16 protein-coding genes are annotated in these 17,311 nt (G+C 39.9%); 8 read left to right on the top strand and 8 right to left on the bottom strand.

The window, feature by feature from the left end; translation table 11 throughout:
- The coding region (locus ACRCJ0_RS03960; RefSeq protein WP_431389558.1) for an LLM class flavin-dependent oxidoreductase at positions 1 to 658 on the top strand (658 nt) is incomplete at its 5' end.
- A 385-nt stretch (positions 659 to 1,043) separates the two neighbouring features.
- Here the strand turns inward: ACRCJ0_RS03960 and ACRCJ0_RS03955 are convergent.
- Together ACRCJ0_RS03955 and ACRCJ0_RS03950 are read right to left on the bottom strand one after the other, a co-directional pair.
- The gene (locus ACRCJ0_RS03955) at positions 1,044 to 1,727 is read right to left on the bottom strand and encodes a response regulator (protein ID WP_431387712.1); all 684 of its coding nucleotides are present in this window, start codon (positions 1,725 to 1,727) and stop codon (positions 1,044 to 1,046) included.
- Complete coding sequence (locus ACRCJ0_RS03950; RefSeq protein WP_431389557.1) at positions 1,717 to 3,225, bottom strand: Spo0B domain-containing protein; 1,509 nt, start codon at positions 3,223 to 3,225, stop codon at positions 1,717 to 1,719. The genes ACRCJ0_RS03955 and ACRCJ0_RS03950 overlap by 11 nt, the downstream gene beginning before the upstream one ends.
- Positions 3,226 to 3,411: 186 nt before the next feature.
- Here ACRCJ0_RS03950 and ACRCJ0_RS03945 point away from each other — a divergent pair, with 186 nt between their 5' ends.
- Entirely contained in the window at positions 3,412 to 4,737 is a 1,326-nt protein-coding gene (locus ACRCJ0_RS03945) for a 2-hydroxycarboxylate transporter family protein (protein ID WP_417893403.1), read from the top strand.
- 26 nt (positions 4,738 to 4,763) lie between these two features.
- Positions 4,764 to 5,918, top strand: coding sequence for an NAD(P)-dependent malic enzyme (locus ACRCJ0_RS03940; RefSeq protein WP_431387710.1), 1,155 nt, complete (start codon positions 4,764 to 4,766; stop codon positions 5,916 to 5,918).
- Positions 5,919 to 6,220: 302 nt separating this feature from the next.
- On the opposite strand, the gene ACRCJ0_RS03935 is transcribed toward ACRCJ0_RS03940, so the two are convergent.
- The 4 genes from ACRCJ0_RS03935 to ACRCJ0_RS03920 all read right to left on the bottom strand — a co-directional run bounded on the left by ACRCJ0_RS03935 (position 6,221) and on the right by ACRCJ0_RS03920 (position 10,641).
- Complete coding sequence (locus ACRCJ0_RS03935) at positions 6,221 to 7,858, bottom strand: ABC transporter substrate-binding protein (protein ID WP_431389556.1); 1,638 nt, start codon at positions 7,856 to 7,858, stop codon at positions 6,221 to 6,223.
- Positions 7,859 to 8,222: 364 nt separating this feature from the next.
- Positions 8,223 to 9,104, bottom strand: a complete 882-nt coding sequence (locus ACRCJ0_RS03930) for a prephenate dehydrogenase (protein WP_431389555.1) — start codon at positions 9,102 to 9,104, stop codon at positions 8,223 to 8,225.
- A 290-nt stretch (positions 9,105 to 9,394) separates the two neighbouring features.
- Positions 9,395 to 9,742 (bottom strand): MFS transporter, encoded by a 348-nt coding sequence (locus tag ACRCJ0_RS03925; protein WP_431389559.1) that lies wholly within the window; start codon positions 9,740 to 9,742, stop codon positions 9,395 to 9,397.
- Positions 9,743 to 9,759: 17 nt separating this feature from the next.
- Complete coding sequence (locus ACRCJ0_RS03920) at positions 9,760 to 10,641, bottom strand: MFS transporter (protein WP_431389554.1); 882 nt, start codon at positions 10,639 to 10,641, stop codon at positions 9,760 to 9,762.
- Positions 10,642 to 11,012: 371 nt separating this feature from the next.
- Here ACRCJ0_RS03920 and galE point away from each other — a divergent pair, with 371 nt between their 5' ends.
- The 3 genes from galE (at position 11,013) to ACRCJ0_RS03905 (ending at position 13,448) form a co-directional block, all read left to right on the top strand.
- Positions 11,013 to 12,029 (top strand): UDP-glucose 4-epimerase GalE, encoded by a 1,017-nt coding sequence (gene galE / locus ACRCJ0_RS03915; RefSeq protein WP_431389553.1) that lies wholly within the window; start codon positions 11,013 to 11,015, stop codon positions 12,027 to 12,029.
- Between the two features lie 333 nt (positions 12,030 to 12,362).
- Positions 12,363 to 13,013 carry a LysM peptidoglycan-binding domain-containing protein gene (locus tag ACRCJ0_RS03910; protein WP_431389552.1) on the top strand — a complete coding sequence of 217 codons (651 nt, stop codon included), beginning with the start codon at positions 12,363 to 12,365 and terminating at the stop codon, positions 13,011 to 13,013.
- A 180-nt stretch (positions 13,014 to 13,193) separates the two neighbouring features.
- Positions 13,194 to 13,448 (top strand): helix-turn-helix domain-containing protein, encoded by a 255-nt coding sequence (locus ACRCJ0_RS03905; RefSeq protein ID WP_003141237.1) that lies wholly within the window; start codon positions 13,194 to 13,196, stop codon positions 13,446 to 13,448.
- A gap of 469 nt (positions 13,449 to 13,917) precedes the next feature.
- On the opposite strand, the gene ACRCJ0_RS03900 is transcribed toward ACRCJ0_RS03905, so the two are convergent.
- Together ACRCJ0_RS03900 and ACRCJ0_RS03895 are read right to left on the bottom strand one after the other, a co-directional pair.
- Complete coding sequence (locus ACRCJ0_RS03900; protein WP_417893409.1) at positions 13,918 to 14,166, bottom strand: DUF2922 domain-containing protein; 249 nt, start codon at positions 14,164 to 14,166, stop codon at positions 13,918 to 13,920.
- 49 nt (positions 14,167 to 14,215) lie between these two features.
- On the bottom strand, positions 14,216 to 14,413 hold the full coding sequence (locus tag ACRCJ0_RS03895) for a hypothetical protein (RefSeq protein WP_003141241.1): 198 nt from the start codon (positions 14,411 to 14,413) through the stop codon (positions 14,216 to 14,218).
- A gap of 165 nt (positions 14,414 to 14,578) precedes the next feature.
- Between ACRCJ0_RS03895 and recX the strand changes: the two genes are divergently transcribed.
- Positions 14,579 to 15,736, top strand: coding sequence for a recombination regulator RecX (gene recX / locus ACRCJ0_RS03890; RefSeq protein WP_431389551.1), 1,158 nt, complete (start codon positions 14,579 to 14,581; stop codon positions 15,734 to 15,736).
- Positions 15,737 to 15,796: 60 nt separating this feature from the next.
- Positions 15,797 to 17,035 (top strand): A/G-specific adenine glycosylase, encoded by a 1,239-nt coding sequence (gene mutY, locus ACRCJ0_RS03885; RefSeq protein WP_431389550.1) that lies wholly within the window; start codon positions 15,797 to 15,799, stop codon positions 17,033 to 17,035.
- Positions 17,036 to 17,311: the final 276 nt, after the last annotated feature.

The raw sequence follows: 17,311 nt of genomic DNA, 5'->3' as shown, positions 1-17,311 counted from the left end.
TCCTAAAGGGATTGAATTTGCAGCTAAACACGGTGAAGTGATTTTTAATGCTGCTGGCACCTTAGAAAAAGCCCAAGAGTACTACAAAGCTGTTAAAGACGCTGTAAAAGCCAACGGCCGTGACCCAGAAAAAGTGGTTATTTTACCATCATTATCACCAATTACTGGTGCAACTGAAGAAGAAGTTGCTGCTAACTATGAGAAATTACAACAATTAATCAGCTTGGATGAAGCGCTAGATTACTTAGCACGCTTCTTCGACCACCACGACTTCAAACAATACGATCCAGATGCACCATTCCCAGACTTAGGAGAAGTAGGATCTGACGGATTCCGTTCAACAAGTGACGCGATCAAAGCACAAGCCAAAGAAGAGCACTTAACCTTACGTGAAGTAGCCCTACAAACGGCTACACCAAAAGGAAACTTCTATGGTACATATGATGAATTAGCGGACAAATTAATCTACTGGTTGGAAAATGATGCAGCAGATGGATTCATGTTAAATGAGCAAGTATTTGGGGATGCTTACGACGAATTCTTCGACAATGTATTGGCTAAGATTGCAGAACGTGGCTACTACTCATACGAATATGAAGGGGACACATTACGTGACCACTTGGGATTAGACTTCAAAGAAAGTCGCTATGCTAAATAGAAGGTAAATAATAAAGGAAGTGATTGTGGTGATTGACCGCAAGAGCTTCCTTTTTCCTTTGACAGTTAGAGCTAGATAAAAGTGTTTGAATAGTTGATAAAACAGTAAGTTGGGCGTTTTAGAGTGGGTTCCAGATTTGCGTATAATATTTTAATTTAAAAAAAGAGGTTAGAATCATTGGACAATGATTCTAACCTCTTTTTTTGAGTAAGTTATGAATAGTTTGTGCCGGAACTTGTAATCGGCTCTTTCACCTTTAATCGGCTCCAAATGTCAGACCCGTGCCACTTCAAAAATAAGTTTATGAGCGAGTTTGCGCTACAGCTCTTACTTGCTTAAATGCGTTAGAAGTTACAAGTCTAATCGACATTTGTCGCAACCTTTTTTATACTTCTAACCAATATACGGTGGTTGGTCGCCCGATTGACCCGTATTGGGTTTCTTCATTTAATACTTTGTGGTCGACCAAGAATTGGATGTATTTTCTGATGGTGACATGGGAAAGGGTGGTTTTACTGACCAATTCCTCAATGTCAAAGGGCTCGTCGACTGCTCTAATAACAGTCATCAAATGCTGTAAGGTTTTTCTAGATATGCCTTTTTGTAGGGGTTCGTTATCTAGGTCTAATCCTTGAACGCCTTGTCCGTATAGTGAGTCTAGGCTGGCTTGGTCTAGATGGTCTTTATTATGCAGGACTTGGTGCTTTTGTTTAAAGTGGTGCAGGCTTTGGTGCAACCGCTCAGCATTAAATGGTTTGAGTAGATAGTCAACTGCCCCGTAAGCGGAGGCTGTTTCGACAGTAGCCGCTTGGTTGGCTGCCGAAATAATAATGAATTCGACGGGAATTGACTGATCCCGAATCCACTTAACGAGGTCGAGACCTGACTCATTTTTCAAATTAATGTCTATTAAAACGAGGTCAAAGGGCTGGGTTAGTAAAAATTCTTTACCCTGGTCCAAGTTTTGGGCGATGGCGGTGACTTTGAAGTCGTCTATGGCTTCAACGAAACGCTGATTAATCATGACAACCATTGGATCGTCTTCGACAAGTAGTGTCTTATAATTCATGGGCATCTCCTTGTGTGTAATCAATGCGGATTGAAAAGTTCAGTTGTTGGTCGTGCATGGATAATTCGGTCGTAACCTGTTCAGTCCCCCATGGGTAGTCAGAAAGCCATGTATATAGGTGGTCGACGTCTCCTTGTAGGCGGTAGTTGGTGATGAGTTGGCAACGGTCGGTATCAAAATCAAGTGATAGCCATAAGCGTGAATTCTGACCTAATTGACGTAGTTCCTTATCAATGACAGCGACTGTTTCCATCCATAATTGGTTGGTAGTCGCTTCATAGGTGTTTGGAATTTCATTGTGAATTTCAAGTCGTAAGTCCTTCAAACTTTGTTTTAAAATCCGGTGTTCCCCAATTAAATGGCCAGCAATGGTTGGGTTTTTAACCAACATGGACAGCCGAATCGTCAAATCTTCCTCGTCCTTAATCAATGAAGCCAGGTATTGGTCTAGTGCATCATATTCTTCTAAATCAGTTAAACCGTAAATCACATGCAGGCGGTTCAAGAATTCATGGGCCTGAACTTGTAGCAACTGGGCATATTCAGCAGTTGAATGCAGTTGGTCCAGCAGGGCATAAATCTCGCTGGTGTCCCTAATGATATAAATTTGACCCACCAAGTTTTCTTGTACCAGAATGTCCGCTTGCGAAATCAGGTACTCCTTATCTTGATAGTGGAAGACCGCACTGTGATCGCCGTTCATTTCAGGTAGACTGATCACATTATCCAATTGTGTCTTATTTTCTTTGTCTGGAATTGGAAAATGGCGTAGCGCCTCTTTGTTGGCTAGGGTAATTTCACCGTATTGGTTGGTGACAATAATGGCGTCATGGCTGTAGGCTATCATGGCCGATCTTTCCTCGAAGGCTTTAGCGATTTCCTTTGGTTCCATATTGAAGAGCTCTTTTTTAATAGTATAAGAAACGAAAATCGCGACCGTTACACCGATAGCTATACTAACAATGAGGGCGCTAGTTGTTTGCTGGTCATATTTTTCAGAGAAGACATCAATAGCATGGTTGGTTTTACCAACGACAACGGCCCCAATGACTTGGTCGTCTTGAATAACTGGCGCAAAAGACCGCAAGGAATTACCGAGGGTACCAATCCCTGTTGACACATAAGATTGACCGGTGAAGACATTTTCCTCGTCTCCGCCCGCAAATGGCTGATTAATCAGGTCCGGGTCTGGATGGCTCAAGCGTATAGAATCGGTATTAATGACCACCACATAGTCTAGGTGATATTGGTCTTCGTAGGCATGAGTAAAGTCAGTGAGTGTTTGCGATGTTTGGTTATTTTCTAGGGCAGTGATGATTTCTTCTTCATCCGCTATGTCTTCACCCATGTTTAATAGGTAGCTAGATTCCGTTTCAATGATGGCATCTTTATTTAAGTGACGTGTCATTAAATAAAGGCAGCCCACTGTGATTGCTACCGTTGAAATAATCATTAACATGAGCTTGGTGAGGAGTCGTAAATTATGCCATTTAATCAACTTGGCTGTCCTCCCTTATTTTTTCTCATATTTTCATGCACATTTTCAGCGCATTTCCTATCAAATTTCAGTATAGCCCTTTAATTTATAAAGTTCAAATAAGACTTTAAAAACTTAAATAAAGAGAAAAATTCAAAGATCAGGCATATACTATAGTCGATCAGAAATATATGAGGAGGAAATACAATGTCAGATCTTGCACGGGATGAAAGATCAACAGTGTCAGCGTGGCAGGGCGTCAAAGTCGGCCCCATGCCATTACCCTGGTTTCTCTTATTCGCAGCAATTATTTTAATGGCTGCAGTAACTGAAAGCCTACCTGTTGATATGTTAGGAGGGTTTGGTGTGATCCTAACGCTTGGATGGGCCCTTGGGAAAATTGGGGACACCATTCCTGGCCTAAATAAATTTGGGGGTTCAACCATTCTTTCTATGTTGATACCCGCCGTTTTGGTTTTTTATGGCTTGTTACCAGATAATGCCATTGAATCAGTGACTATGCTGATGAGTGATGCCAACTTCTTAGACCTATACGTCTTTGCCTTGGTAACGGGCTCTATTCTTGGAATGAACCGCCAGGTATTGGTACAAGGATTCGCCCGCATGGTGATTCCAATGTCAGTTGGTTTGGTTTTAGCGATGTTCGTTCCAGCAGCTATTGGCCAACTTGTGGGTATCGGCTTCCAAGAAACCCTATTTAATATCGTAACACCGGCTATGGCTGGTGGTATTGGGGGCGGGGTTTTACCTCTAGCTCAAGGTTATAGTGAAGTTCAAAATATCGATTACGGGGCAATGGTAGCTATTTTGGCACCTGCTTCAATCCTTTCCAACTTCTTCTCGATTGGTGTTGCAGCCATTGTTGGCCGTTTTGGTGAGAAACATCCAGAACTTTCAGGGAACGGCACACTGGTTCGCCAAACACCTTCAAAAGCTGATAAATCAGAGAATATAGCGGCCAAAAAAGAAGAAAAGACGCCGATCAATTTCCAAAGTATCGGTATCGGTTTATTCTTGTTAGTTGCTGTTTATATCTTTGGTAACTTAATGCAAGGTATTATCGGATTACCAGCAGCGGTTATTGTAATTTTTGCTTCTACTTTAATGAAATACTTCCAAGTATTGCCAGCAAGCATCGAAGAGGGTGCTAAGCAATTAAACGGTTTTATTTCAAGTAACTTTACTGCGCCACTAATGGTTGGTTTAGGAATTATCTACTTAGACTTAAAAGCAGTTTTAGATGTTTTAACTTGGCAATATGTAGTGGTGGTACTTTCAGTAGTAATTGTTTTAGGTTTAACCGGGTTTATCCTAGGTAAATTCTTGAATATGTATCAAATTGAATCAGCTATTTTATCCCTAAACCAATCCGCAATGGGTGGTACCGGGAACGTAGCGATTCTAGCGACTACTGACCGTAACAGCTTGATGCCATTTGCTCAAGTAGCTACCCGTATTGGTGGGGCGATTACCATTTCCATCATGATTACTTTATTAAACTTATTCGCATAGACAGTTTTTAGAAAGGACGTATAAATATGACAGACGTAAAACAAGCAGCATTACAATTAAGTGAAGAAAAAGGCGGAAAAATTGAGGTCATCTCAAAAGTGCCAATCACAAACATGGACGAATTAGCTGTTGCTTACACACCGGGTGTAGCAGCAGTAAGTTCAGCAATCGCTGAAAATAAAGAGGATGTTTACCGTTACACTAGTAAACGGAATCTAGTAGCTGTTGTGACTGACGGTTCTGCCGTTTTAGGTTTAGGAAACATCGGCCCAGAAGCAGCAATTCCAGTTATGGAAGGTAAAGCTGCCTTATTCAAAGCTTTCGCAGATGTTGACGCTGTGCCAATTTCATTAGACACACAAGACGTTGAAGAAATTATTTCGCATGTTAAAGCTATTGCACCATCATTTGGTGGGATCAACTTAGAAGATATTGCGGCACCACGTTGTTTTGAAATTGAACGTCGTCTAAAAGAAGAATTGGATATTCCAGTTTTCCATGATGACCAACACGGTACTGCAATCGTTGTTTTAGCTGGTTTAATCAATGCCTTAAAAGTAGCTGAAAAAACGATTGAAGATGTGAAAATTGTGATCAATGGTGGTGGTTCAGCTGGTACTGCTATTGCCAAGAAAATGATCCACGCAGGTGCAACAAATGTAGTTGTATGTGATATTGATGGGGCAATTTCTGAAGATAATCCTGAATTACAAGATCGTCACAAAGAGTTAGCTGCTATTTCTAACCCTGACCACTTGAAAGGTTCACTAGAAGAAGTTGTGAAAGATGCGGATGTATTTATCGGTGTTTCTGCGCCTAACGTCTTCAAAAAAGAATGGATCAAAACAATGAATGAAAAAGCGATTATCTTCGCCATGGCTAATCCAACACCAGAAATTATGCCGGATGAAGCTAAAGAAGGTGGCGCATTTATCGTTGCAACTGGACGTAGTGACTTCCCTAACCAAATCAATAATGTTTTAGCATTCCCTGGTATCTTCCGTGGTGCTTTGGATGCACGTGCAAGTGATATTACTGAAGAAATGCAAATCGCTGCAGCTCAAGGTATCGCAAGCATTATCCCAGATGACGAGTTATCAGTTGAAAACATTATTCCAAATGCCTTCAACCCTAACGTATCTAAAATTGTTGCCAAGTCTGTAAATAATGCAGCAGAGTAAATATAAAAATAGAAGCCTTCGGCATACTGGGTATCATATAACTACCATTTAATTTGGCTTTGTATACGAATAGGATACTCAGTCAAATTCATTACTTCAAAGTTTAAATCATTTAAATTTTGAAGGGTTTGTATGCCAACCTAGACTATGATACCAAATAATATTATTCGATCGATTTACTCAATAATTCACCACCCATTATTCAATTGGTTTACCTCGATTAAATAGACAAAGTCAAAAATCCCTAGATCTATCTGTGATGATATCTAGGGATTTTGTTTGTTATGGGTTGTTTAAATACGTTATTCAGTGACGTTGTACGTAGCTGCGCGGTAGTATTGCGCAACCCCATTTGGTTGGTTGATGACGTTTTCCAAGGCTGGGTCAATTAGGTTTGCGTAGGCTCCTTGGTAGATCGGGCTGACTGCTGCAGCATCTTCTACTAGATATTTTTCAGCGGCTAGGAAGTTATCCCAACGCGCTGCTGGGTCAAGGGCGTTAGTTGTTTTGCCTTCGGTCATTAATTCATCGTAAGTGGCGTCTGAGAAATCACCTGATGATAATGATGAACCAGTCACGAAGTAGTCAAGGAAGGCAGTTGGATCGGCATAAGACGGGTTATAGGTACCGTATACGATGTCAAATTCGCCTGTTCCTGTGATGGCTTGACGGGATTTTAATGGTACGTTACGTACGGTCACCGTTAAACCTGGTAGGTTGGTTTGAAGTTGGGCTTGTAGGTATTCTGATGTGGCTTTTGATGTATCTGTATCAGAAGTTAACAATTCAATTTCAACTGTATCTGTTCCTAAGTCTTCTAAGGCTAAGGCCCATTCTTCTTGGGCAGCTTCTAAGTCAAATGTCATTAGGTCGCCATTCTCTTCACGGAAGTCGATGCCTGTTTCTGGATCAGAACCGAATTCTGATGGAATCCAACCACCTGCTGCTTGTGAACCGTCGTCAAGGATGGCGTCAACAAACGCTTCTTTGTCATAAGCTTGGCTGATGGCGCGACGGAAGTGGACGTTATTTGTTGGACTTGATTGGGAGTTGAATTCCATGTAACCAATCATCCCTTTAGGTTCGATGTGTAAGACTTCAGAGTCTTGGTATTCTTGAACGTAAGGGGTAGTGATTTCAGTGTATTGGAGTTCGCCACCTTCAAATAAGTTCACGTTTGTTGAGTTTTCTTTAGACATTACCCATTCGATTTGATCTAAATCAACATTTTCAGCGTCCCAGTACTCGTCATTTTTCGTTAATGTCCATTCAATTTCAGTTGAATTCCAGTCACTCACTTCAAAAGGTCCGTTATATACGACGTTTTCTGCAGAAGTTCCGTAGTCAGAACCCAATTCAGTGGCCACATTATGGTTGACTGGTAAGTAGTAAGGTGTGGCTAGTAAGTCAGTGAAGTAAGTTGTTGGCGAGGCAAGGGTGAACTCCAATGTTTTATCATCGATGGCTTTAACACCTAGCGTATCCGGTTCAGCTTCGCCGTTTGCGATGGCTTCCGCATTTTCAATGACATAGAATTTATTGGCGTTTCCACCAATAGTTTCAGGTGTAACTGTTTTTTGGTAGGTATAAACGAAGTCTTGTGCAGTTACCGGGTCACCATTTGACCAGTCTGCATCGTCACGGATGGTGAAGGTATAAGTTAAACCGTCTTCTGAAACGGTTGGCTCCTCAGCTGCAACCCCTAATTCGTTACTACCCTTATCAGCGGGGCGGTATAAACCTTCCATTACGTTGGCAATGGTATTTTGACTTGGCGAATCCGTTGAAGAAATACTATCAAGTGACGCCAGTTCGCCGTTCACCGTCACCTTGATGCTTTTAGCTGCTTCCTCATTATCCGTCGTTGTGCCACCATTCCCACATGCCGCAAGCACCAATGACAATGCCGTTAATGAGAGAATACCCAATTTCTTATTCATAAATCTCAACCTCTTTTCAATTTAGTATAGTTATCCCAATCATTATAACTTATCATTTGTGAAAAAAGGAATATATTGCCTACTATCAGACTTACCAAAAGACGGTCATGATTGATAAGAAAAATCAAGATAAGAGAGCCGACCTTTACTTTTTGGAGGCTAGAAATCAATTTTTTAGCCTTTGTTAGATAGAAAAAGAGACGCGAACACATCACGTCTCTGGATATTACATAATCATCTTAAAAGAGGATAAAGAGACTTTTACACCTTATAGTCGAGTTCACTCAACCAGCTCAAGTCTGCTTCAGACTATGTTGCAGTACACTTTGTGTGATAGGTCCTTAGTCTTCAGGCATTGTTGAGCTTAGCGGTTTCGCTCTCGTCCTCGTCTTTTCCTTTCGTCCATTTGGGCTTCTAGTTTCAAGCGATTAGCAGTTGAATGTCTGAACAATTCTTTTAATTGCTCACGGTCTTCGATGCGAATGGCGTCTTTGATCAGGTTTAACTGTGCTTCAAAGTCTTGAATCGATCGTAAAAGGTAATGCTTATTATCGATAAAAAGTTCGCTCCAAAGGTCTTCGTTAATTTTGGCGATACGGGTTAATTCTGGGTATGAGTCACCTGTGAATTTACCGGTTTCGCGTTTTTCATGGTCTGAGTTCATCAATGCAATCGCAATAGCATGTGGCAGTTGCGAGGTGAATGAAATCATTTGGTCATGGAAGCTAGCTGAAACGCGATTGATTTTACCGAAACCCATTTCAGTGGCTAGGGCTTCTATTTTGCCCAAAGTTTCTTCATTATTGGCTTCAGTTGGCGTAATCAGGAAGTTAGCGCCTTGAAATACCGACCCTTGTGCGTAGGCAATCCCTCGGTTCTCCCGACCTGCCATTGGGTGGGTGTAAACAACTTCGATATTTTCAGGTAAAATAGTGGCCATTTCAGCCATAAAGGTTTCTTTGATTCCGGTTGTATCCATTAAGATGCTACCATCTTTAAAGAAATTACGGTTAGCTTGGGTAAATTTTACGGCAGTTTTTGGATACAAGGCTATAATCGTTAAATCTACTTCAGGCAAGATGCCTTCACCTGTTAAGAAACCCTCCTTGATGATACCCATATTTACTGCAGTATCAAGTGTTTCTTGGTTATTATCAATTCCATAGATATCTTGATAACCTGCAGTTTGTAATGCCTCTGCAAAGGAACCACCAATTACACCTAAACCTACTATCCCAATTTTCATCTTGATACTCCTAACTGTATTCTCATATTTTATTATTCCATGATAACATGTAGACTTATACATTTGTTAGCTTTTCTCTGGAAAATATAAGGTAAACATTGCATAATTTACACATTAACGTATATAAAAAAAGAAAATACAAGTGGTTAATCTGACTTCAACTCTATTTTAAAGATGAAAAAAGCCAATGCAGTGGGATGCATTGACAGTCGTAAATAAATTGAGATGAATACGTACGCGACATATCTACTCTATTTATATTATTGCATTTTTTGTTACTTCAAGTCAAACTATTTTTTGATAACTTTGAAATCTTTTTTAGCAAGTAGATAAGCACCACCCCATAATGCGATTATTGCGAGTGGTACTGCAACAAAAATATACCAAGCTAAAGTATATGAAGTTGCTTCTGCAATTGATGCAGCCATTAATGAACCAAACATCATCCCTAAGAATAAGAACTGGTTTACTAAGCCGAATACACGAGGGTAAGTTTGTGCTGGGAAAATTGCAGAGATTAATAAAGGTGCAAGTACTGTACCATTTGCATTACCTAAACCAAATAAGATTGCTAATAGGATTGCAAAGCCATAAGAGGTCGTATTAGCTGCTAAGAAATAAGCAATTGCTAACAGGATAGATGACCAAATGGTTGCTATAACAGTGCAAGTTTATCTGCAATAACACCCATAGATAATTTACCTAAGATACCAACAGCAGAATAAATAGAGATGATTGCAGCACCTTGTTGTGCACCATGTAAACTTTGCATGAATGGGGGGAATTGATCTAAACCACCGTTGTTAGCTAGGCCGACAAATACAGCACCTAATAGTAATAAAATGAAGAATGGCTTACGTAATGATTCTTGCATAGTGAATGGTACGCGGGCATTTAATTCAACATCATGGTCATGATGATTATTTAAGTTATCAGCACCTAAAGCTTCTAGTCCTTTATCTTCAGGTTTCGCAACGAAAATGAATTGGCCAATACCTAAAGTAATGATTAACATAATGGCACCATATGTCATATAAGTAGCACGCCAACCAATAGCGTTAATTAAGCTCGTCACGATGGGGCTCCATATAATCCCTCCAACCCCTAAACCTGCAAGGGCAATAGATAAAGCTAAACCACGTTTTTCAACAAACCAGGTGGATATTAAAATGGACATAGCCATAGCCGAGCTAGTTAAGAAGCCAAAACCTACAACGATAGACAATAGATAAAACATCCAGACATTCGTTACCAAGCCAAATGCCATGTAAGCTAAACCATAGATAAGTGAACCGATTAAGAATACTTTTTTGAAGTTTTTTGCGAGTAAGCCTGATACCCAAGATGACAATAGGACTGAAATACTTAAAATTAAAGTATTAGAGATTGAGAATTGGCTACTAGAGATATTTAGAGCATCTGTGACAGAATTTTGATAAATATTTGCGATTGCAACACCTGCTGGTCCAGTAACCACCAGGACTAAAACCGCACCGATTACTATTTTCCAACCATAAAATATCTTATTACTTTTCATTCATTCCCTCCTATATTTATAAAGTTGATTTAGACAGAAATTAAAGCAAGAAAAAAACCAGTGCACAAAAATTGTTATTTTTGCACATTGGACTTCTCTTGCTTGTGAAATCTTTTCTAATACAATTTAATTATACACCGTTATATATTATCTTTTCAACTTTTTTCTACTAACGAAAAATCTTTTTTAGCATTTATAAAAATTGCATTTATTGTCTATTTTGTAATTGGTATATTTTAAATCGAGTCATTTTTAATGAAATTTATCATATTGTTAATATATTTCTTTTTTCACGCTATGATACAATAGACTTAAATATATAAATGACGAAAGCAATCTGCTGAATATTGCATGATCAAAGGAGAATTAAGATGGCTATTCTAGTTACAGGTGGTACTGGTTATATCGGTTCCCACACAACAATTGAATTAATCCAAGCCGGCTATGATGTCGTGATCGTGGATGATTACTCAAACAGTAAACCGGTCGTTTTAGAACGAATTGAAGAAATTTCTGGTGTGCGTCCACGCTTCTATGAAGCAAACGTATTAGACAAAGAGGCATTAACCCATATCTTTGAAGTAGAAAATATTGAAGCAGTGATTCATTTCGCAGCCTTCAAAGCAGTAGGTGAGTCTGTTGCTAAACCGATTAAATATTATGATAATAACCTAGGTGGATTGGTATCAGTTCTAGAAGTTATGCAAGAATTTAATGTGCATAAAATTGTGTTCTCTTCGTCTGCTACTGTTTACGGTATGGACAACGAGTCACCATTAACTGAAGACCTACCAACAAGCGCAACTAACCCATATGGTTATACTAAGGTCATGAATGAGCAAATTTTACGAGATTTAGCTGTGGCCGATGATCAGTGGTCAATCATGATTTTACGTTACTTCAATCCAATTGGTGCGCATGCATCAGGTTTAATCGGAGAAGATCCAACAGATATTCCCAATAACTTGATGCCTTACATTACTCAAGTAGCTATTGGTAAACGCGACCACCTATCAGTATTCGGTAGTGACTATCCTACGCATGATGGTACTGGTGTACGTGACTATATTCACGTAGTTGATCTAGCAAAAGGACATGTTGCTGCAATTAAACATGCCCTAGCACATGAAGGTGTTGAAACAGTTAACTTAGGTACCGGTATTGGTTATTCGGTCTTAGACTTAGTTAACACATTTGTGGAACAAAATGGGGTCGAAGTGCCATATGAATTAGTGGACCGCCGACCAGGTGATGTTGCTGCGAATTACGCAGATGCATCTTATGCTAAAGCATTATTAGGCTGGACAGCAGAACATGATCTAGCAGATATGTGCCGTGATTCATGGAAATGGCAATCAAATAATCCAAACGGTTATGACCAGGACTAATTAGATGAATTTAAAGGGAGCTTGCGAAGAAATTCGTAGGCTTCTTTTTTAGCTATGCGAAGAGGAGGTAATAGTTATATTCTGTTAATTGGAATTATTGATTTTTTGTAACACAACTGCAATCTATGGGTAATCTATAAGTTAAATTGTATGGGTATTTTATGCTATAATATGAAGCAAATGCTTTAGGATTATGGCGTTTATTTTTGAATATGCGCATTATAGTTGGGATTAACTTATTTTAAGCGTATACGATATGTGGTAAAAGGTGTGTAGAATTTTTACAGCACATTTGACCACATAATTTCTTTTTTATAAGGTGGGGGAAATACTATGCCAGCATGGCTAGGTGAATTTATTGAAAAATGGCAGTCACAATCTAGAACGACGCAATTTACGGTTGTAGGTATTGTGATAGCTGCTGTCGTGTTGATGATTATTCCGTGGAGAGCGTCCGCTGAAGAGGGTAATCCTTTAGGTGTACAAGTGGATTCACAGCCATTAAGCGGTTTGGACTATTATTCAGCTGAACCATTAACGACTAGTGGAAACGGATCGGGTGTATCTTTAGGTGATTCAAGTGTCGAATCTAGTGAATCATCATCGGTTGCATCATCTGTGGAATTAACCAAAAATGCAGACTACAGTACAGATTTAGCAAGTTTAACAGCGGAATATGAAGCGAATTCAGCATCATTAGCGCAATCAAGATCAAATGATCCTTCTTATACAGCACCAAGTGTATCATCTAGTTCTTCATCATCTTCGTCATCGACTTCTTCAAGTGCTAGCTCATCTTCATCATCAGATGACAGCTCTAGTGAAAGTAGTCAGACAGATACAGCCGGCACGTACACAGTTCAATCAGGTGATAATGCGTACCGAATTGCAACCAATAACGGTTTAACCTTGGATGAATTTCTATCATTGAACGGTAAAACAGAAGCTTCAGTGACCCCTGGTGAAGTAGTTCGTATACAATAAGTGAATTTTATGTGAGTTTGTTCGTAAGAAACGGAGTATTCGGTCGAATTTACTAGCAATTATAGTGAAAAAGTTGTACCATTATATAGGTGTTTTTTCAAATAAGTCAGATTTATAAGCGATTTATAACTAATATCGAATAATTTGTAGTATAATATATATAAGTAAGGAGGGCTGAACATGGAAGAATTAAAAATTGCGAATGCACAGCCACGCGAAGCGGCTCGACAAAAAGCAACACAAAATGCAGCAGAGATCCTTTTAGAAATTCGTAGCAAACGCGGTATTTCTCAAGCACGTCTAGCTGAAATCTCTGGACGTAAACAAAGTTACATCTCACGTGTAGAATCAAGACAACAAAACATTTCATTAGCAACGTTACAAGAAATCGTTGACGCTGTTGGCGGAAACCTAGTTGTTAAAGTTGAATTATAATCCTGATTGATTAGTAGAATAACATAGAAAAGTCGTATTCGTTTGTGGCCCTGAAGTTCCACGAACAAATGCGACTGTTTTTATATCAAAAAGGGTGGGGCAGAAAACGTCTCACCCTTTAAAATACTCAAAAATCATATCTTAGATTGTATGATTAAGGTAATTATAAAAACATTGTTTTTCCATCGTCTCTTGCCTGAACGCCCTGGATCACATCTTATTCTTAAGGTAATAATAGAGAAAGTGTAAGCCGAGGACGTAGCAGAAATGACTAAATATAACTAAAAGATAGGCTGGAATTTGATTGTCACTAGATAGTCTTCAGCTCATGGCTTTAAAATTTACACCGTATAGAATTAAGCCTACGGATTATGAATAAATAGCATATCAAAGAAAAGATTCAATAAAAAATGGCGTATAAAAAAGAGACTTGGACAAATTGCCCAAGCCTTGTGTTATTGCGGTGTGATTATGCGTCTACTGGTTCTGTTGTATAAATATCTTGAACTTGACGGTTAACATAGCGGCCTGAAACAGCAGTGTGGAAGATCTTGTGTCCTTCTTCATTCACAAACGCGTCTGAAGCGATAAAAGCATTTAAGGCTGCTTCTACAGTTGTGGCATCTAAGTTTGCTTTAGGATTTTTAATAGTAACAGTACGTGTTTTGTTGTCAGCAGTTTTAAACTTTAATTCGAATACATTTGTTTCTTCAATCATAAGAATCCTCCTCTAGGACAATAGGGACATGTAAATGGCTTATTAGTGACTAGGCAACAGTGTAGCGTTCAACTGCTTCGGCACCTGTAAAGGCGTCTTCGATTAAGTCAGAAAGGGCAAGTGCTAAAGCATTTACTTTATCTGTATCTGGGTTTTCAATTAAACCATTTAAAGTAATGCGTGTTTCTTTATCCGTTTCCACGTTCAAATAAGTTAATTCTAATTTGGCAGATTCAAAGTTTTTCATAGGTATTCCCTCCAAGTTTTGTTTTGTAAGCCCTCCGGATGACTTACACAAATAAGAACGACCTCAAGGAGAAAAGTGACAAGGGAATAGCGGAAATTGTTGCCAAAACTTTTCCTGTGCTAAAATATATAGCGTATACAAGGATTTTTGAGGAGGGAAGCGTGCATGACTGGAAAAAAACGACGCCCCATGAAGCTGTCTGACATTGGTAATACAAAGCAATCGTCAAAAGTAGCAGTCGATAAAAAAAGTAAGCAGGACTCTTATACAAGAAAAAAACATTCATATAATGACCCTAGTGAAGGGGGACAATCCCCTAGCTACCAGAAAAAGGCAAGGGTTAAACAAGCGCCCCGTCATCAAACGTCAGAGAATGTTGAAAATTCTGCTTTAAGTGCCAATAACTTAGCCTCTGATTTACTAGCCAAAGCTGAGGGATTGCGAGCTCAGAAAGCGGATACCCTTTTTCAGGAGGCGGAATTACCGGCTGAATCTTCGGAAGATGAGGTGGTTGCTGGGGAAATCACTTTGATTGAAGTTCAGAAAAAGAATAAGAAGCGGTTCAATGTGTATATCAAGGGTCAATTCGCTTTTGGGATCAGTGAGAATACTTTGGTCAAATTTGCCTTGCATAAGGGGCAGGTATTGGATAAGGATTTTATTGCGGATATCCAGCAAACTGATAAGGAAGATTATGCCTACCAGCTTGCGGTCCGATTTTTGAGCCACCAGTTACGGTCTGAAAAGGAAGTTCGGGCTAAGTTAACTGAGGAGGAAATTGAGCCTGAGGTGATGGAGAAGGCGGTTGCTAAGTTGAAAGAGGTCAAGCTGATCGATGACACTATGTTCGGTCAGGCCTATACGCGAACGGCTATGAATATCAATAAAAAAGGACCGAATGTGATTGCTCGGGAGTTGAAAAATAAGGGACTTGGGGAAGATGAAATTGACCAGTCCTTGAATGAATATGACCGGGACACTGAGGTTGAAAATGCTTATGCGATTGCGGAAAAATATTTTCAAAAGCAGTTGCGAAAAGCATCACACCGAAATGCTAGCCAAAAGACCAAACAATACTTGGTGCAAAAGGGTTTTGACAGTGATTTGATTCAAGAGTTGATGCAGCAACTTGCTGACCATTACCAGGATGAGGACCAGGAATTGGCTGTCTTACAGAAAGACTTGGAAAAATATATGCGCCGGTATAAGAAACTTTCGGGCCGAGAATTGACCTTTAAAGTGAAGGGGATGCTCTACAATAAGGGGTATCCTTCAGAATTAATTAATCAGGCGCTTGAGATTTACGATGAAGAAAATGGATAAATGTTATCATAGGTAAATACGAGAAAAATATATAACAGAGATAGAGGAGCAAGCAAAGTAGTGACTGAAGTAAATCAAGATATCGACCTGTCTTTATATATGAATGTGTCGGCTATCCAAGACTTGGGGCCGGTAGTTGAAGGTGTCCAAGTTTGGGGGCCAGCTACCAACCAGGACTTTAGAAAGACTTTTCTAGACTGGTATGACAAGGAAAGCCGCCGTCTACCTTGGCGGGAGTCTAAGGACCCATACCGGATTTGGGTGTCAGAAATTATGTTACAGCAAACTCGGGTAGATACCGTGATTGGCTATTATGCCCGCTTTCTGGCTGCTTTTCCGACTATCAAAGATTTGGCGGAAGCAGAAGAGGACCAATTGTTGAAAGTTTGGGAAGGTTTGGGTTATTACTCAAGAGTCCGCAACATGCAGGCAGCGGCCCAACAAATTATGGCAGACCACGACGGGATTTTCCCAGATAATTTAGCCGACATCAAAAGGTTGAAGGGGATTGGTCCTTATACAGCAGGTGCCATCGGGTCTATCGCCTTTGGTATCCCCGTGCCAGCCATCGACGGCAACGCCATGCGGGTCATTTCTCGTTTGTTTATGATCAACGCAGATATTCAAAAGCCAGCTAACCGGAAGATTTTTGAAGCGGTAGGCCAATATTTAGTGGATCCCGACCGTCCAGGAGACTTCAATCAGGCTATCATGGATCTCGGTTCATCATTTGAAACGCCGAAGAAAGCCATGCCCGAATTGTCGCCATTGCGCGATTTTACAATGGCAACCCTGACCGGGACCACGGACAACTACCCAATTAAAAGTAAGAAAGCCAAGGCCAAACCCGTCTATTATCAGGCCCTTATCTTGCAAAATGCTAAAGGACAAGTATTGATTGAGAAAAGGACGCAACACAAATTGCTGAATAACTTGTGGACAGTGCCTTTAATCGATTTGGGGACAAGTGCCAACCAAGACCTGCCAGCAAACGAGAAAACGGCCTTTTTAATAGCTGAAAGTCAGGAAGCTTACGGGATTTCGCCTATATTCATGCGTAAGGAAGTCGGCCAAGTTAAACATGTCTTCACCCATTTGATTTGGCATATCCAATTAACCTATGGGCAATTAAAGCCAGGGGACGAAAAGAAAATCAATGATATGATTACTTCTGGTGAGGCGGATTATGCCTGGGTAGCGCCCTATCAATTTGAAGACTATGCCTTTCCAACTGTGCAAATGAAAGTTTGGCAAGCTTATGAAGATTATCAAAAAGACAATCACCACAATACTAAATAATCAAAAAAACAAATGGCTACGACTTTTGCTGTCGTAGCCATTTGTTTAAATTGTCGTGAATATTCAGGATGGATGAAGTCTTATAGGGTGGTGGTCCAGGGCAGGGCCCACACCGCTTGCTTAAAATCACATCTCTTTTATTTCACCACAGTCTTTATCTACATATTGACTATTACTATGATTTATTTTTTGCGTTTGTGACTTAACTGACAATAGCGTTCGTACCAAATATCTACATACTCTTTAGAAAAAGGCCCTTTTTCCTCATTAATCCAG

Source organism: Aerococcus sp. L_32 (genome assembly GCF_050689315.1).
Note: the sequence above shows the minus strand (reverse complement) of the source record. Positions and strands in the feature narration are given on the sequence as shown.

Excerpts from the sequence above, each read along its gene's own strand:
- ACRCJ0_RS03955 (WP_431387712.1), bottom strand. The coding sequence starts at position 1,727 with ATGAATTATAAGACACTACTTGTCGAAGACGATCCAATGGTTGTCATG.
- ACRCJ0_RS03945 (WP_417893403.1), top strand. The coding sequence starts at position 3,412 with ATGTCAGATCTTGCACGGGATGAAAGATCAACAGTGTCAGCGTGGCAG.
- ACRCJ0_RS03940 (WP_431387710.1), top strand. The coding sequence starts at position 4,764 with ATGACAGACGTAAAACAAGCAGCATTACAATTAAGTGAAGAAAAAGGC.
- ACRCJ0_RS03935 (WP_431389556.1), bottom strand. The coding sequence starts at position 7,858 with ATGAATAAGAAATTGGGTATTCTCTCATTAACGGCATTGTCATTGGTG.
- ACRCJ0_RS03930 (WP_431389555.1), bottom strand. The coding sequence starts at position 9,104 with ATGAAAATTGGGATAGTAGGTTTAGGTGTAATTGGTGGTTCCTTTGCA.
- ACRCJ0_RS03920 (WP_431389554.1), bottom strand. The coding sequence starts at position 10,641 with ATGAAAAGTAATAAGATATTTTATGGTTGGAAAATAGTAATCGGTGCG.
- galE (WP_431389553.1), top strand. The coding sequence starts at position 11,013 with ATGGCTATTCTAGTTACAGGTGGTACTGGTTATATCGGTTCCCACACA.
- ACRCJ0_RS03910 (WP_431389552.1), top strand. The coding sequence starts at position 12,363 with ATGCCAGCATGGCTAGGTGAATTTATTGAAAAATGGCAGTCACAATCT.
- ACRCJ0_RS03905 (WP_003141237.1), top strand. The coding sequence starts at position 13,194 with ATGGAAGAATTAAAAATTGCGAATGCACAGCCACGCGAAGCGGCTCGA.
- ACRCJ0_RS03900 (WP_417893409.1), bottom strand. The coding sequence starts at position 14,166 with ATGATTGAAGAAACAAATGTATTCGAATTAAAGTTTAAAACTGCTGAC.
- ACRCJ0_RS03895 (WP_003141241.1), bottom strand. The coding sequence starts at position 14,413 with ATGAAAAACTTTGAATCTGCCAAATTAGAATTAACTTATTTGAACGTG.
- recX (WP_431389551.1), top strand. The coding sequence starts at position 14,579 with ATGACTGGAAAAAAACGACGCCCCATGAAGCTGTCTGACATTGGTAAT.